The sequence below is a fragment of the Cellulomonas denverensis genome (genome assembly GCF_012396125.1).
GTDB classification, from domain to species: Bacteria; Actinomycetota; Actinomycetes; order Actinomycetales; family Cellulomonadaceae; genus Cellulomonas; species Cellulomonas denverensis.
In genome coordinates, this window is record NZ_JAAXOX010000002.1 from 545,473 (window position 1) to 561,326 (window position 15,854).

The following is a 15,854-nucleotide window of genomic DNA, read 5'->3' on the forward strand; positions in this document are numbered from 1 at the left end:
GTGGACGCAGGGAAAAGACGGTCCAGGGTGCCACCGGCGAGTCGTCACCCGCCACTTCGGGCATACCCGGGCACACCGGGGCGGCGGTCGGCCCCGCAGTCGTCGCTGCGGTCGGCCCCGCCGTCCCGGCGGCTCGGCCCCGGCGGCGCGAACCTCCGGTGGACCCGGCGGACCGGGGTGCGCGGGTCAGCCCCGGCGCACGCCCAGCCAGTCGAGCAGTGCGGTGGGATCGGCGGCGGACATCCCGCCGCGGATCAGCAGGTCGGCGTCCTCGAACCGGGGGTCCAGCGGGTCGGTCACCGAGGGGATCGCGAGGCAGCTCATCCCGGCGGCCCTGGCGGCCAGCACCCCGGGCACCGCGTCCTCGATCACCACGCAGCGCTCCGGCGGCACCCCGAGCCGGTCGGCGGCGGCCAGGAACACGTCCGGGGCGGGTTTGCCGGCGGCGACCTGGTCCACGGAGACCCGGACCGGCAGCAGGTCGGCCAGGCCCACCGTGCGCAGGGCGTTGTCGATGGCGTCGGCCGGCGACCCGGAGGCGACAGCCATCGGCATCCCGGCCTCGGCCAGGGCGCGGACCAGGGCGGTGGTCGGGGCGAAGGGTCGCAGACCGGGCAGCAGTTCGGCCACCAGCTCCATCTTGCGGGCGGTCCAGGCCGGCAGGTCGGCGTCGATGCCGAAGTGATCGGCCAGGGCGGCCAGCACCTCGGTGCCGCCCAGCCCGATGAATCCGGCCTTCACCTCCGCGGTGAGCTCGGCACCGTGTTCGGCCAGCAGCCGGCGCTCGGCCTCGAACAGCAGGCCCTCGCTGTCGACCAGGACCCCGTCCAGGTCCCAGAGCACCGCGGCCACCTCGCCCTCCGGGTACCGCTGCTGTGCGTCCATCGTCACTCCCTCGTGCGCTCCGTACCCCAAACCCTACCAGATGGTAGGTGTGTCGAGATGCGCAGATCCGGCGGTTCGGCGACGCTCGAGACCTCGCCAGCCCCCGGAGGTCCCGATGCCCCAGCACGACACCGCCACCCCGCTCCCCGGCCGCCTGGCCGAGACCCTGGAGCACGCCGAAGCCCTCGACCCGGGCGTCGAGCGGCTGGCGGCGGTCAGCCGTCCGCTGCTCGCCCACCGGGGCGTGGCCGAGCTGTTGCAGGGCCGCCCGCTCGGCCACGCGGCCCATCCGCTGCTCACCGACCTGCCGCTCGGGCTGTGGCTGAGCAGCGTCACCCTCGACCTGACCGGCGGCCGCGACACCCGCGCCGCCGCGGACCGGCTGCTCGGGCTCGGCGTGCTGAGCGTGCTGCCAGTGACCCTGACCGGGTTGGCCGACTGGGCGCTGGGCGACCAGCGGGTGCGACGGGTCGGGGTGGTGCACGCCGGGCTGAACTCGGTGGCCACCACCGGCTTCGCCACCTCCTGGCTGCTGCGCCGCCGCGGGCACCGGACGGCGGGCGTGGTCACCTCGCTGCTGGCGGCCGGAGCGCTGGGCGCGGCGGGCTTCCTGGGTGGCCACCTAGCCTTCCGCCGGCAGTCACCCAGACCCGATGCCGCCGACCCCGGCGCCACTCACTCCTGAGGCTCGACCACCCGGGTCCGGCGACACACGGTGCGTCGATTTCTGTGACAGGTCACCGGCCACCTACCCTCTGACCAGCGCGGTACCAGGGGGTCGGGCCAAGGCCCCTCGGGATCGCACCAGCACGAGGGCCGCCACCATTGTCGGAGCTGAACCACCCACCCCAGACACCCGGGATTGGCACCCCGACGGGTGCCTACCGACTCGACCCGCACACCGGCGCCTGGTGGTGGTCGGAGCCGGTGTACACCATCCACGGCTTCACCGCCGGTGACGTCGTCCCCACCACCGATCTCCTGCTCGCCCACGCCCACCCCGGCGATCGCCCCGAGCTCGCCACGCTGCTGGCCGACCCCCCGCCTGCGCTCAGCGTCGCCTACCGGATGATCGACGCCACCGACCGGGAGCGCCTGTGCGTGCTGGTCGGCGAGCGCCGGTCCGGCGAACTGCACGGCTACCTGGTCGACCTCACCGATCTGGTGGACCGGTACGGCCAGGCGGTGGCGACCTCCGCGATCGCCGCGGCCGCCACCTCCCGGTCGGTGATCGAGCAGGCCGTCGGCGCCGTCGCCTTCAGCCAGCAGACCGACCCGCCGGCCGCCTTCGCTCTGCTCCGGGCCGCGTCGATGGACGCGAACATCCCGATCCGGGCACTGGCCACCGCGATCGTGGAGGCGCTGCCCGAACTCGGCGCCGATGCCGAGCGGGTGCGGCGGTTCCTGGCGGAGCTGCGCAAGCCGGACCGGGCCACCGCCGACGACTGACGCCGGTCACCCCCGCCGGTGCGGCTTGAGGAACGGGAAGGCCAGGGTCTCGCGGATCGACGCCCCGATCAGCATCATGTAGACCCGGTCCACCCCGATGCCGAGCCCACCGGTGGGCGGCATGCCGAACTCCAGCGCGGACAGGAAGTCCTCGTCCACCTCCATCGCCTCCGGGTCACCGGCGGCGGCCAGCAACGACTGCTGGGTCAGGCGTTCGCGCTGGTCGACCGGGTCGATCAGCTCGGAGTAGGCGGTGCCCAGTTCGGCGCCGAAGGCGACCAGGTCCCAGCGTTCGGCCAGCCGGGGGTCGCGCCGGTGCACCCGGGTCAGCGGTGAGGTCTCGACCGGGAAGTCGGTGTAGAAGGTGGGGGCGACGGTGCTGCCCTCGACCAGCCGGTCGTACAGCTCATTGACCACCGCGCCGTGGCTCTCCTCCGGCCCGACCTCGATCCCGGCGCCCGCGCACAGCCGCCACAGTGCGGGCAGCGGGGTGTCCGGGGTGACCTCGGCGCCGACCGCCCGGGACACCGCCTCGTGCACGGTCACCACCGGCCACTGCCCGTCCAGCCGCACCACCGTGCCGTCCTGCCGCCGGGAGACCGGCTCGCCGTGCACCGCGAGCGCCGCCGCCACGATCAGCTCCTGGGTCAGGTGCCGCATCGTGGTGTAGTCGCCGAAGGCCTGGTACGCCTCCAGCGAGGTGAACTCCGGGTTGTGGGTGGAGTCGGCGCCCTCGTTGCGGAAGTTGCGGCCCAGCTCGAACACCCGCTCCACCCCGCCGATCGCGAGCTGCTTGAGGAACAGCTCCGGTGCGATCCGCAGGTACAGGTCCATGTCGTAGGCGTTGATGTGGGTGCGGAACGGCCGGGCGTTGGCGCCGCCGTGCACCCGCTGCAGGATCGGGGTCTCCACCTCGGCGAACCCGCGGTCGACCAGCGCGGTCCGCAGGGCGTGCACCGCCCGGGAGCGGCCGCGCAGGGTGGTGCTGGCGGCGGTGTCCAGCGCCAGGTCGATGTGCCGCAGCCGCAGCCGGGTCTCCGGGTCGGCCAGGCCGCGCCGCTTGTCCGGCGGCGCCTTGAGCGACTTGGCGGCCATGGTCCAGGCGTGGGCCAGGACGCTGAGCTCGCCGGTGTGGCTGTGACCGACGGTGCCGGTGACGCTCACGTGGTCGGCCAGGTCGACCGTCCGGCGCCAGAGCGCCAGGTCCGCGCCCCCGTCCGCGGCCAGCACCACCTGGCGCTCGGTGTTCTCCTCCCGGAGCACGGCGAAGCAGACCCCGCCCAGGTTGCGCATCCGGACGATCCGGCCGGACACCGACACCGTCCGGCCGGCCAGCTCCGGACCAACCTCGGCCAGCGGGTGGGTGCGCGGGACCTGGACCGGGTAGGCGGGCATCCCTGCGTCGGCCAGCCGGTCGAGCTTGGCCCGGCGGGCGCGTTCCTGGTCGGTGAGCCGCGGGGCGGGCACCTCCAGCGCGAGCAGCCGGGCCTCCTGCTCCCGGACCGCCTCGCCCAGCGCCCGCTCCTGCTCCGGGGTGGGCGCCGATCCGCCGGAGCCACCGAACCAGGCCGGGACGAACCCCTCCGCCTGCCCGGCGGCCAGGGTGACCGAGGTGAACTGGGCCGGGGCGGCGTAGCACAGGTACCGGGTCTGCCAGCGCGGACCGTACTTCTGGTTCGAGCGGTAGAGCTGGTCCAGCTGCCACCAGCGGGAGGCGAACAGGATCGCCCGCCGGCCCAGTCGTTGCAGCGGGCCGGCGGCCACCGACTCGCCCTGTTCGATGATCCCGCGGAACATCGCGAAGTTCAGCGACACCCGGTCCACGGCGATGGACGGGCCCTCGGTGGCGAGGGTGGTGATCATCAGCTCGGTGACGCCCGGCACCGCCTCCGGGGCGCGGCGCATGTAGTCCAGCGATGCCCCGCGCCGGCCCCACGGCACGAAGGTGAGCAGTCCCCGGGGGTGCCCGTCCCGGTCGTGGGCGGTCACCACCAGCACCCGGGGGTCGCGCGGGCTGCCCAGGCGTTCGGAGGCCATCGAGAAGCCGCGTTCGTCCTCGCCGTGCCGCCAGGTCTCAGCATCCCGGGCCAGCTCGGCCAGTTCCTCGGCCGGGATGTCGCCCTGCCGGCGGATCCGGACCGTGTAGCCCTCGCGCTGCGGGCGGGCGACCGCGTGACGGACCGGGCGCATCGCCGGTCGGGACAGATCGAAGTCCCGGGCCTCCAGGATGGCCTCGTCCCCCATGGTGAGCACCGCCAGCCCGGCGTCCCGGTACGCCCGGGCGCCGCGTTCGCCCGCGGACAGCACCCCGGGCGCCCAGCCGTGCCGGCGGGCGTGCGCCAGGGTGCGCTCGATCGCGTCCGGCCAGGAGCCGGGGTCGCCGAGCGGGTCGCCGGCCGCCAGCAGCACCCCGCTGACCACCCGGTAGGACACCGCGGCCCGGCCGTCGGCGGAGAACACCGCGGAGCGGTCGTCCCGGGTGGCGAAGTACTCCAGCGAGTCCCCGCCCGGGAACTCCAGCAGCAGCCGCCGGACCGCCAGCTCCTCGGCCGGGTCGCGCACCCGGTCCCGCGGCCCGGTGCGCAGGAAGACCACCGCCGCCGCGAGCAGCCCCAGGCCGCTGATCACCCCGCCGACCCAGCCCAGCCAGACCGGGGCGTTGCCGTCGATGGCGAACGGCTCCTCGTGCGGGGACAGCCCGAGCGCGAGGCTCAGCCCCCAGCCCAGTCGCTGCCACTGTGCCTCCAGCGTGGTCGGCACCACCTGGAGCAGCGCCCAGACCACGCCGGTCGCGGTCAGCACTCCCCCGGCCAGCACCGCCGTGGCCCGCCACCAGGCACCGGGGGCGATCCGGGCCGGGAACGCCCGGCGGGCCGCGATCAGCAGCACGGTGAGCACCACCCCGGCGACCGCACCCGCCCAGGCGGTCCAGCGCACCCCGTCCAGCACCCCCGCTGCGGGGTCGGCCAGGTCGAGCGCCAACGCGAGCAGCATCACGGCCGCGGACGGCACCTGCCAGACCAGGATCACGAACCACAGTGCGAGCCGGCGACGGCGCAGGAACCCGCTGGCGACCAGACCGACCACCACGGCGGAGAACAGGGTCGGCATCGCCGGGATGTTCAGCACCGACAGCACGTCGGCCAGCGGTCGTTCCACCTCCCGCCCGACCGGCCGGACCACCAGGCCGACCAGCAACCAGACCGCGTAGAACTGCAACACCCGCCCACCCCACCGGGCGACGGTCTCCGCCCAGGCGGGTGCTGGTCTGCGGTCGTCGGTCATTCCCGGCCCCCCTCGTCGAGCAGCAGAGCGAGCCGCTGCTCCGCGTACCGCAGAGCCTCCCGCATCAGCGCGATCGCCGCCCACCAACTGTGCCCGTACCCGGGTAGTGCGCACACCCGGGTGTCCACCCCCCGGGCGGCCAGGCGTACGCCCAGGTCATGGGCGGTGCGGCCGACCTCGCGACGGAATTCGCGGGTGCCGTAGCCGAGGAACACCCCCGTGCGGTCCGGGAGCGGGATGGTGTCGGCGTAGGTGCTCGGGGTGTGCGCCGCGATGAGTGCCGGGTCGCCGAGCTGATGGCGTCCGCCCAGCCCTGGGTGCCCGTACGGCAGCAACGACAGCAATGTCGACCACAGCTGCGGGTGCCGCAGCCCCTGGTCCAGCGTGCCGAAGCCACCGGCGGACATCCCGGCCAGCACCCGGCCCTCGGGACGGCGGTCGACCGGCAGGTGGTCGTTCACCCAGTCCTGCACCGGCCCGGTCAGGAAGGTCTCCACCTGCGAGCCGCCCCGCGAGGAGTTCAGGCAGGACGACTCGTAGGTGCCCCAGGCGTTCAGGTCCGGGGTGACCACCACCACCGGACGCAGCTCGCCGGCCGCGATCAGCTCGTCCAGCAGCCCGCCGAGGCCGGCCACGAACCAGTCCGCCCCGGTGCCGGGTGAGCCGTGCAGCACGGTGACCACCGGGTAGCGCACGGCGCCCGAGTCGTCGAAGCCGGGCGGGGTGTAGACCCAGGCCACCGGCGCCGGGATCCGCAGCCCGCGATCGACCGGGATCCGCACCCGCGCCAGCCCACCGCGCGCCGGGTCGGCGGCACCCAGCGGCGGCCGCCCGGTGCCCAGCCCGAGCCGCAGCCGCACCGCCCCGGCGTCGGGCAGATAGCCGGTCAACCGGTTCGCCCCGATCCCGGTGGCCAGCAGCGCCGCACCCCCGGCCAGCACGGGCCGCCGCCGGGTCAGCACCGCACCCCCGCACAGGCCCGCCACCGTCCACCACGAGGCCACCGGACTGCGACCCATCCCCCGACCTCCTGCCGAACCCGAGCCTCCATCGTGCCGCAGCCGGTAGCGTCCGGAGCAGGACCACCCGGATCAGGAGGAACCGCCATGGTGATCGCCCTGGGCGCGGCGGTGCTGGCCGCGATCGGCTACGGGGCGTCGACGCTGATGCAGGCGGTCGCCACCCGGCGCGCCCACGGGCTGGCGGTGATCCGTCAACCGCTGGTGCTGGGCGGGTTCGTGGTGGACGGCGTGGCCTGGCTGCTGTCGCTGCTCGCGCTGGACCGGCTGCCGCTGTTCGTGGTGCAGGCGATCCTGGCGGCGCAGCTGGTGGTGGTCGTGCTGCTGGCCGGCCGGCTGCTCGGGGTCCGGCTGCGCCGGGTGGACCGGGTGGCGGTGGTGGTGACCATCGCGGCGCTGGTGGTGCTGGCCGCCGGGTCCGGGGAGCAACCCGCGGTCACCCCGCCGGCGGGCTTCGTCACCGGCTGCTTCGTGGCGGCCGGGGTGCTGGTGGTGCTCCTGCTCGCCGGGTACCGGCGCGGCCACCCGCTGCTGCTGGCCGCGATCGGTGGGCTCGGCTACTCGCTGGCCGCGATCGCCGCCCGCGGCGCCCATGCCTCCGGCGACCTGCTGGACACGGTGCTGCAACCGCTGGCAGCGGTGATCGTGGTCGGCGGGGTGATCGGCACCCTCGGCTACCTGCGGGCGCTGGAGCGCGGCCCGGTCGGCGGGGCGGCGGCGACCAGCTCGGTGCTGGAGGTGGTGGTGCCGGGGGTGGTCGGGCTGGCGGTGCTCGGCGACGCGGTCCGGGCCGGCTGGGCGATCCCGGCCGCCGTGGCGGGGGTGCTGGCGGTGGCGAGCTGTGTGGTGCTCGCGGTCAGCCCGGCGAATCAGGAGGCCGGCTGAGCCACCCGGGTCGCCCAGGTCGCCACGGCCACCGCGGAGGCCACGTTCAGCGAATCCACCCCACCGGCCATCGGGATCCGCACCGTCGCGTCACAGGCCGCGATGGTCTGCCGCTTGAGCCCGTCGCCCTCGGTGCCGAAGACGGTCGCCAGTTGCTCCGGCGGGTCCGCGGCCAGGTCGTCCAGGCTGATCGAGTCGTCGTCCAGTGCCAGCGCCGCCACGGTGAACCCGGCCGCGTGCAGCTGCTCGATCCCGCCGGGCCAGCTGTCCAGCCGGGTCCACGGCACCTGGAACACGGTGCCCATCGACACCCGGATCGCCCGGCGGTACAGCGGATCGGCGCAGGACGGGGTGACCAGCACCGCATCGACGCCCATCGCCGCGCAGGCCCGCATCGCCGCCCCGACGTTGGTGTGATCGACAATGTCCTCCAGCACCACCACCCGGCGCGCCCCCGCCAGCACCTGGTCGACCGGCGGCAGCACCGGGCGGTGCATCGATGCCAGGGCGCCGCGGTGCACGTGGAAGCCGGTGATCGCCTCCAGCACCGCCGGTTCGGCGACGTACACCGGCACCGGGTCGCCACCGTCGCCGTACCCGGCCAGCATCGCCTCCAGATCCGGTAGCCAACGCGGCGAGACCAGCACCGACCGGGGCCGGTGACCCGCCTCCAGCGCCCGGGCCAGCACGGTGGAGCTCTCCGCGATGTACAAGCCCTTGGCCGGTTCGTGCTTGGAGCGCAGGGCGACGTCGGTCAGCCGGACATAGTCGGCGAGCCGCTCGTCGCCGGGGTCGGTCAGCGGCAGGATCTCGAACGCGGGCACCCGGCCATTCTCCCTGGTGTGCGGGACACTGCGGACATGACACTCGATCCGCACGGCCGCCCCGAACCCCCGCTCGCCGCCGACGAGGCGACCATGCTGCTGGCCTACCTCGACTACCACCGGGCCACCCTGGACTGGAAGACCCGCGGGCTGGACCCGGCCGGGCTGGCCACCACCGTCGGGCGGTCCACCATGACCCTGGGCGGCCTGCTGGCCCACCTGGCCTACGTCGAGGACTCCTGGATCACCTGGCGGCTGCGCGGCGAACCGGCGCCGGAGCCGTGGACGGACGTGGACTGGGAGGCGGACATCGACTACGACTGGCACCTGTCGCGCACGCTGCGCCCGGCCCAGCTGCGTGAGCTGTGGGACACCTCGGTGCAGCGCTCGCGGGCCGCGGTCGAGCTCGCCCTGGCCGAGGACGGGCTGGACGCGCCGGTGCGGCGACCGTGGTCCGACGGCCGGGCGCCGACGCTGCGCTGGGTGCTGGTGCACCTGGTCGAGGAGTACGCCCGGCACAACGGGCACGCGGACCTGCTGCGCGAGCAGGCGGACGGGCAGGTGGGCGAGTAGGTCACGACAGCGGGGAGGTCACAGCCCGTCGCGCAGCGCCGCCCGCAACCCGGGGTCCAGGTCCAGCTCCGCCGGCGCGTCCAGCAGCTCCCGGACCAGCGGGTGGTCCAGGTCGCGGCAGACCGGGCACTGCTGGGCGTGCGCGCTGTTCTCCACCTCGATCCGGCCGAGCCCGACCGGCAGCGCCTCGGCCACCCGCGCCAGCACCTCCCAGCGGTCGACCGGGTCCTGCACCAGGCCGAGCGCCACCCCGACCGCCTCCACCGGGGCCGGCTCCGGCAGCCCGAGCTCGGCCAGCGCCTGCGGCACCAGGGCCTCCAGCTCGGACCAGCCGGTGCCCCGTTCCACCGCGGCCAGCTCGCCGAGCACCGGGCCGCCGTGCCCGAGGGCCAGCAGGTGGGCCGCCACCGTGGGCCAGGTGTCCAGGTCGATCAGCCCACAGCGCGCCACCACCGCCACCGCGCGCAGGTCATCGCTCATGAGGTCGAGGATCCTGCCCGCGCTGCCAGCCCGCCACGCCAGGCGGCGATCCCGCCGGCCACCGCCAGGATGGGCACCAGGATGAACGCCTGGTGCGGCCCGACCCGGTCGGCCAGGAAGCCGAGCAGGAACGGCGCCACCCCGATCGCCAGCCCGCCGGCCAGGGTGGACTGCGCCTGCGCCCGGTCGGTCCGGCCCTGCGCCGCCGCCAGCAGCAGCGCCACCCCCAGCGGGTACAGCGCGCCGTAGCCCAGCCCGGTGACCACCAGCCCGGCCACCGCAACCCAGGGCACGGTCGCCGTCCACAGCACCGCCCAGCCCAGCACCGACACCCCGAAGGACACCATCAGCAGCCGGGTCGGCGGCACCCGCAGCGACAACGGTCCGACCACGAACCGGATCACCGTCATCCCGGCCAGCAGCCCCGCGGTGGTGGCGGTGGCGATCCCGGCGCCCGCCCCGGTGCGTTGCAGCACCAGGTCGGTCGCCCAGTAGGTGGTGGCGTTCTCGGTGGCCAGGGCGGCGAGCACCACGACCAGGAACCAGCGCGACGCCCGGACCAGCTCCGGTCGGAGGGGTGGCGGGGCGTCGCCGTCGTGGGTCGCGCCGGTGCCGGCCCGGCGCGCGTCGGCACCACGGCCCGGAGCGGCAGGGCGGGCGAAGGCCTCGGTCCGGGGCAACCGGGCGGTCAGCACCGCGGTCACCGCCGCGAACACCGCGGTCACCGCCACGGCCGGCCGCCACCCCCAGCCCAGTGCGACCGACCCGCCCAGTGCCAACGGCCCGATCAGCCCGATCCCGGCGCCGACCCCGTTCACCAGGCTCATCGCCGCACTGGCGGCCGGCCCCTGGTGGATCACCAGCCCGGCCTGCGCGGCACTGATCGCCAGGTTCCCGCCGGTCGCGGTGACCGCCATCCCGGACAGCGTCATCGGCAGCCCGTGCCCGGCGATCAGCAGCAGCACCCCGGCGACCAGGACGACCCCGGCCACCACCAGCGTCGCCCGGCGACCGATCCGCCGTACCAGCGCCGGGGTGAGCCCGGCCGCCAGCACCGCACCGGCCGCCATCGCGGTCCCGTGCAGCCCGGCCGCCGCCCGGCTGACCCCGAACTCCTCCGCCAGCAGCGGCACCGCCGGGTTGAACGAGTACAGCAGCCAGCCCCAGGCGATGAACCAGCCGGTGAGCGTCCAGGTGAACCGGTCGCGGCGCAGACGGGGCGGCTGGAGCGGCGGCATCGTCACGCTGGCACCCTAGGCGTCCACCCCGCGCCTGACCAGGGCGAACGGCCAATCTCGCCCGATTCGCCACGCTGTCCCGCCGAGTCGCGCCTCCGCCTGCACTTCCCCGCGCCATCGGGACTCCCCCACGACCACCCGCGCCCCGGCCGCCGGCGACCTCCGGACAAGTCGACCGCAGCCCCGCCTCGCCCGCACCCATCGAGGGCGCAGTTCCGGTTGCCCAAGTCGCCGAGCGACCACCGCGAACTGCGCCCTCGGCAGGAGAAACCGAGCGCCGTGACCCGCGTCCACGACCGTCCAGTGAACGCAGACTCAGGACCGTGCGCGGGCCGAACCCGCACCCGAGCCCGCCGAACCCGCACCCGCGCGCGCCGAGGGCGCAGCTCCGGTCGCCCGAATCGCCGTGGCACCACCGCGAACTGCGCCCTCGGCGCGGCTGCCACGCGCAGGAACCGTGCTCGGCCAAAGCCGGGCGAGGCGACGCACCACCCGTGTGCCCGCGGCGGCGGCCCGGGCCCGGGTGCGGGTGGCGCCCGGCCCGCCGGATCAGGGGGTCAGCGCCGCCGCCAGGACCCGGCGCCGTCCGGCTCGATCAGCGCGGCCGCGTCCCGGTCGGCGATCAGCAGCAGGTTCGGGTGGGTGCGCAGGATGGTGCCGGGCCGGTCAGCGCCGATCGGGCCGGTGAGGATCTCCGCCAGGGCCTCCGCCTTGGCCGCCCCGCTGACGATCAGCACCGCCTGCCGGGCGCGCAGCACCATCGGGAAGCCGAAGGTCACCACCCGGGTCGGCGCCGGGTCGATGTCCTCGATCAGGTGGTACCAGGGCAGCCCCGGGTGCACCTCGTAGAGGTAGATGTCCGCGTCGTAGCGGGTGGTGCCGGGCATGTTGCCGCAGAAGTGGCAGTCGGCGCCCAGGCCCATCAGCATCAGGTCCAGGCCGCCGTGGTCGCGCAGGTCGGCGCGGATCCGGTCGGCGTTGTCCAGCGTGAGGGCGTGGATCCGGGTCTCGTCGATGCCGGCGGGCCCGAAGATCTGCTGGTCCAGGCTGGTGCGGGTGACGCCGCGATCGGTGCCGTTCGGGATCTCGTCGAAGCTGTAGAAGTGCACGTTGTCCAGGTCGGCCGGCCGGGCGGCCAGCAGCGGGGCGAGCAGCCGGTAGGTCCCGGCGGGGGTGGCTCCGGCGGTGATCGACAGGTTGACCCGGCGGTCCTGCAGCATGGCTCCGGCCAGCACGGCGGCGGTGGTGCGGCTCAGTGCGGCGTAGTCGTCCTCGATGACGAGCTTCATGGTGTCTCCCTCGACGGACCCGGGCGGGCGGAGGGCGCGTCCGGGCAGGCTCATGCCGCGGGTCGCCGCGGCGGCGAGTCCTCGGGCGGATCGCTCCTCACCCGGACACCTGGCACGGTAACGCATACCGACCGGTCGGGATTGGGTCCTGGGTCCGGGCACGCGAACGGCGCCGCCCCGGAGGTGGGACGGCGCCGTCGCTGCCGGTCAGCCCGCGTCGACCGCCGCGGCGAACTGGCTGCTGTACAACCGGGCGTACGCACCCCCGGCGGCCAGCAGCTCGTCGTGCGTGCCCTGCTCCACGATCGAACCGTGCTCCATCACCAGGATCAGGTCCGCGTCGCGGATGGTGGACAGCCGGTGTGCGATCACGAAGGACGTCCGGTTGGCCCGTAGGGCGTTCATCGCCTGCTGCACCAGCACCTCGGTGCGGGTGTCCACCGAGCTGGTCGCCTCGTCCAGCACCAGGATCGCCGGATCGGTGAGGAACGCCCGGGCGATGGTGAGCAACTGCTTCTCCCCCGCCGACAGCGAGGACGCCTCGTCGTCGATCACCGTGTCGTAGCCCTCGGGCAGCGCCCGGACGATCTGGTCGACGTGGGTGGCCTCGGCGGCCCGGACCATCTCCTCGTGACCGACCCCCTCCGCCCCGTAGGCCAGGTTCTCCGCGATCGTGCCGCCGAACAGCCAGGTGTCCTGCAGCACCATCCCGACCCGGGAACGCAGGTCGTCGCGGGTGAGCGCACGGGTGTCGACGCCGTCCAGGGTGATCCGGCCGGAGTCGATCTCGTAGAACCGCATCAGCAGGTTGACCAGGGTGGTCTTGCCCGCGCCGGTGGGACCGACGATCGCCACGGTCTGGCCGGGTTCGGCGACCAGGTCCAGGTGCTCGATCAGCGGGGTGTCCTCGCGATACCGGAAGGACACGTCCTCGAAGACCACCCGGCCGGCAACCTTGGCCGGCAACGCCAGCGGCTCGGCCGGGTCTGGCTCCTGCTCCTCGGCGTCCAGCAGCTCGAACACCCGCTCCGCCGAGGCCACCCCGGACTGCATCAGGTTCATCATCGACGCGATCTGGGTGATCGGCTGGCTGAACTGGCGCGAGTACTGGATGAACGCCTGCACGTCGCCCAGGCTCATCGTCCCGGACGCCACCCGCAGCCCGCCGACCACCGCCACGATCACGTAGTTCAGGTTCGCGATGAAGCCCATCGCCGGCTGGATGATCCCGGAGATGAACTGCGCCTTGAACGACGCGGTGTACAGCTCCTCGTTCTGCCGCTCGAACTCGGCGATCGCCTGGTTCTTCCGGCCGAACACGGTGACCAGGGTGTGCCCGGTGTACATCTCCTCGATGTGCGCGTTCAGCCCGCCGGTGGCCGTCCACTGCTTGACGAACTGCGGCTGGGACCGCTTGGCGATCAGCATCGTCACCACGATCGACAGCGGGATGGTGATCAGCGCGACCAGCGCCAGCAGCGGGGAGATCCAGAACATCATCCCGAGCACGCCGACCACGGTCAGCACCGCGGTGATCAGCTGGGAGAAGGTCTGCTGCAGGGTCTGGGACAGGTTGTCGATGTCGTTGGTGACCCGGCTGAGCACCTCACCGCGCGGCTGGGAGTCGAAGTACTTCAACGGCAGCCGGGACAGCTTGGCCTCCACCCGGCGGCGCAGGTCGTACACCGTGCGCTGCACGATCCCGGTCAGGATCAGCCCCTGCAGGTAACTGAGCAGCGCGGAGGCGACGTACACCGCCACCACCCAGATCAGCACCGCACTGAGGTCGGCGAACACGATCCCGACCCCGGGTGTCACCCCGGTCATCCCGGCCAGCATGTCGGCCAGCTGGTCCTGCCCCTGGGCGCGCAGCCCCTCGACCGCCTGCTGCTGAGTGACCCCCTCCGGCAGCATCGAGCCGATCACGCCGTTGAAGATCACGTTGGTGGCGTTGCCCAGCAGCTTCGGGCCGGCGACCGAGGCCGCCACCGACAGCACCCCGAGCAGCAGCACCACCAGCAGCTTCGCCCGCTCCGGCCGGAGCACGCCGAGCAGCCGGCGGGCCGACCCGGTGAAGTCCATCGACTTCTGGCCGGGCATGCCCAGCCCCATTCCGGGGCCGACCGGGCCACGCCCGGGTCCCCGCCGCACGGGTGCGGAGTTCCTGGTCTCGCTCATGCCGCCTCCTCCGCGCTGAGCTGGGAGTACACGATCTCCTGGTACGTCTCGCAGGACGCCAGCAGCTCGTCGTGGGTGCCGGTGCCGACCACCTGACCGGCCTCCAGCACCACGATCCGGTCGGCGGTGCGGATGGTGGCGACCCGCTGGGCGACCACCACCACCGCGGCGTCCCGGGTCTCCGGCACCAGGGCGGCGCGCAGGGCGGCGTCGGTGGCGAAGTCCAGGGCGGAGAAGCTGTCGTCGAACAGGTAGACCGCCGGTTTGCGGACCAGCGCCCGGGCGATCGACAGCCGCTGGCGCTGACCGCCGGAGACGTTGGTGCCGCCCTGGGCGATCGGGGCGTCCAGGCCCTCGGTCATCTCCCGCACGAAGTCGGCGGCCTGGGCGACCTCCAGCGCGTGCCAGAGCTCGTCGTCGGTGGCCTCCGGGTTGCCGTAGCGCAGGTTGCTCGCGACCGTCCCGCTGAACAGGTACGGCTTCTGCGGGACCAGGCCCACCTGCCGCCACAGGTCGTCCAGCGCGACGTCACGCACGTCGGTGCCGTCCAGCAGCACCCGCCCGCCGGTGACGTCGAACAGCCGCGGCACCAGGTTCAGCAGCGTGGTCTTGCCCGCACCGGTGGAGCCGATGATCGCGGTGGTGGTCCCGGGTTCGGCGACCAGGTCGATCCGCTCCAGCACCGGCCGCTCGGCACCGGGGTAGCGGAACTCCACGTCCCGGAACTCCAGGCGTCCGGCCGCCCGGCCCGGCAGCGGGGTCGGCGTGACCGGCTCGGCCACCGTGCTGACCGTGTCCAGCACCGCGGTGATCCGCTCGGAGGACACCACCGCGCGCGGCAGCATCACGAAGATCATCGCGGACATCATCACCGCGGACAGGATGTACATGATGTAGCTGATGAACGCGGTCAGCGCCCCGACCTGCATGTGGCCGGAGTCGATCCGCTCCGCACCGAACCAGATCACCCCGACGCTGGTCAGGTTCATGATCAGCATCACGGCCGGGAAGATCAGCGCCATCAGGCGGCCGGCCCGCAGCGAGGTGTCGAACAGCGCGTCGTTGGCGACCTTGAACCGCTCGGACTCGCGGCGCTCGCGGACGAACGCCCGGATCACCCGCAGCCCGGCCAACTGCTCGCGCAGCACCCGGTTGATCGCGTCGATCCGCTGCTGCATCGCCCGGAAGTACGGCACCATCTTGCGCACGATCAGCCCGACCACGATCGCCAGCAGCGGCACCACCACCAGCAGCAGCGCCGACAGTGTGGTGTCCTGCCGCAGCGCCAGGATCACGCCGCCGACCAGCATGATCGGCGCCATCACCAGGATGGTCAGTGACATCAGCACCACCATCTGGACCTGCTGCACGTCGTTGGTGGTGCGGGTGATCAGCGAGGGTGCGCCGAAGCCGCCGACCTCCTGGGCGGAGAAGTCCTGCACGGTGCGGAACAGCCCGGCGCGCACGTCCCGGCCGAAGGCCATCGCGACATGGGCACCGAAGTACACCGCGGCGATCGAGCAGGCGACCTGCAGCAGGCTGATCGCCAGCATCAGGCCGCCGATCCGCATGATGTAGCCGGTGTCGCCGGTGGCCACGCCCTTGTCGATGATGTCGGCGTTCAGGGTGGGCAGGTAGAGGGTGGCGATGGTCTGGGCGAGTTGCAGCACCATCACGTAGGCCGCCTGACGCCAGTACGGCCTCAGGTACTCCTTGATGAGTCGATAGAGCAAGGGAGCTCCCGTGGGG

13 protein-coding genes are annotated in these 15,854 nt (G+C 73.7%); 4 read left to right on the forward strand and 9 right to left on the reverse strand.

Annotation, left to right across the window (positions count from 1 at the left end; genetic code table 11):
- Positions 1-186: 186 nt before the first annotated feature.
- Positions 187-885, reverse strand: a complete 699-nt coding sequence (locus HGA03_RS06500; protein WP_168629411.1) for an HAD family hydrolase — start codon at positions 883-885, stop codon at positions 187-189.
- A gap of 115 nt (positions 886-1,000) precedes the next feature.
- Between HGA03_RS06500 and HGA03_RS06505 the strand changes: the two genes are divergently transcribed.
- The gene (locus HGA03_RS06505) at positions 1,001-1,570 is read left to right on the forward strand and encodes a DUF2231 domain-containing protein (RefSeq protein WP_168629412.1); all 570 of its coding nucleotides are present in this window, start codon (positions 1,001-1,003) and stop codon (positions 1,568-1,570) included.
- A gap of 242 nt (positions 1,571-1,812) precedes the next feature.
- Entirely contained in the window at positions 1,813-2,334 is a 522-nt protein-coding gene (locus HGA03_RS06510; protein ID WP_168629413.1) for an ANTAR domain-containing protein, read from the forward strand.
- Positions 2,335-2,340: 6 nt separating this feature from the next.
- Here HGA03_RS06510 and lysX read toward each other — a convergent pair whose 3' ends face one another.
- Together lysX and HGA03_RS06520 are read right to left on the reverse strand one after the other, a co-directional pair.
- Positions 2,341-5,619 carry a bifunctional lysylphosphatidylglycerol synthetase/lysine--tRNA ligase LysX gene (lysX, locus tag HGA03_RS06515; RefSeq protein ID WP_168629414.1) on the reverse strand — a complete coding sequence of 1,093 codons (3,279 nt, stop codon included), beginning with the start codon at positions 5,617-5,619 and terminating at the stop codon, positions 2,341-2,343.
- The gene (locus HGA03_RS06520; RefSeq protein WP_168629415.1) at positions 5,616-6,638 is read right to left on the reverse strand and encodes an alpha/beta hydrolase; all 1,023 of its coding nucleotides are present in this window, start codon (positions 6,636-6,638) and stop codon (positions 5,616-5,618) included. Before HGA03_RS06520 ends, lysX begins: the two co-directional genes overlap by 4 nt.
- Before the next feature lie 87 nt (positions 6,639-6,725).
- Between HGA03_RS06520 and HGA03_RS06525 the strand changes: the two genes are divergently transcribed.
- Positions 6,726-7,523: a hypothetical protein gene (locus HGA03_RS06525; RefSeq protein ID WP_168629416.1), complete on the forward strand. Its 798-nt coding sequence runs from the start codon at positions 6,726-6,728 to the stop codon at positions 7,521-7,523.
- Here the strand turns inward: HGA03_RS06525 and HGA03_RS06530 are convergent.
- A complete protein-coding gene (locus HGA03_RS06530; RefSeq protein WP_168629417.1) occupies positions 7,508-8,347 on the reverse strand; it encodes a TrmH family RNA methyltransferase in 840 nt (279 codons plus the stop codon). The genes HGA03_RS06525 and HGA03_RS06530 overlap by 16 nt on opposite strands.
- Positions 8,348-8,383: 36 nt before the next feature.
- On the opposite strand from HGA03_RS06530, the gene HGA03_RS06535 reads away from it, so the two are divergent.
- Positions 8,384-8,920, forward strand: coding sequence for a DinB family protein (locus HGA03_RS06535; RefSeq protein WP_168629418.1), 537 nt, complete (start codon positions 8,384-8,386; stop codon positions 8,918-8,920).
- An 18-nt stretch (positions 8,921-8,938) separates the two neighbouring features.
- On the opposite strand, the gene HGA03_RS06540 is transcribed toward HGA03_RS06535, so the two are convergent.
- The 5 genes from HGA03_RS06540 to HGA03_RS06560 form a co-directional block, all read right to left on the reverse strand.
- The gene (locus HGA03_RS06540; protein WP_168629419.1) at positions 8,939-9,400 is read right to left on the reverse strand and encodes a hypothetical protein; all 462 of its coding nucleotides are present in this window, start codon (positions 9,398-9,400) and stop codon (positions 8,939-8,941) included.
- The gene (locus HGA03_RS06545) at positions 9,397-10,638 is read right to left on the reverse strand and encodes an MFS transporter (protein WP_168629514.1); all 1,242 of its coding nucleotides are present in this window, start codon (positions 10,636-10,638) and stop codon (positions 9,397-9,399) included. The genes HGA03_RS06540 and HGA03_RS06545 overlap by 4 nt, the downstream gene beginning before the upstream one ends.
- 557 nt (positions 10,639-11,195) lie before the next feature.
- Positions 11,196-11,927 carry a 6-phosphogluconolactonase gene (locus tag HGA03_RS06550; RefSeq protein WP_168629420.1) on the reverse strand — a complete coding sequence of 244 codons (732 nt, stop codon included), beginning with the start codon at positions 11,925-11,927 and terminating at the stop codon, positions 11,196-11,198.
- A gap of 207 nt (positions 11,928-12,134) precedes the next feature.
- Positions 12,135-14,105, reverse strand: a complete 1,971-nt coding sequence (locus tag HGA03_RS06555; RefSeq protein ID WP_168629421.1) for an ABC transporter ATP-binding protein — start codon at positions 14,103-14,105, stop codon at positions 12,135-12,137.
- Positions 14,102-15,838, reverse strand: a complete 1,737-nt coding sequence (locus tag HGA03_RS06560) for an ABC transporter ATP-binding protein (protein ID WP_168629422.1) — start codon at positions 15,836-15,838, stop codon at positions 14,102-14,104. The genes HGA03_RS06555 and HGA03_RS06560 overlap by 4 nt, the downstream gene beginning before the upstream one ends.
- Positions 15,839-15,854: the final 16 nt, after the last annotated feature.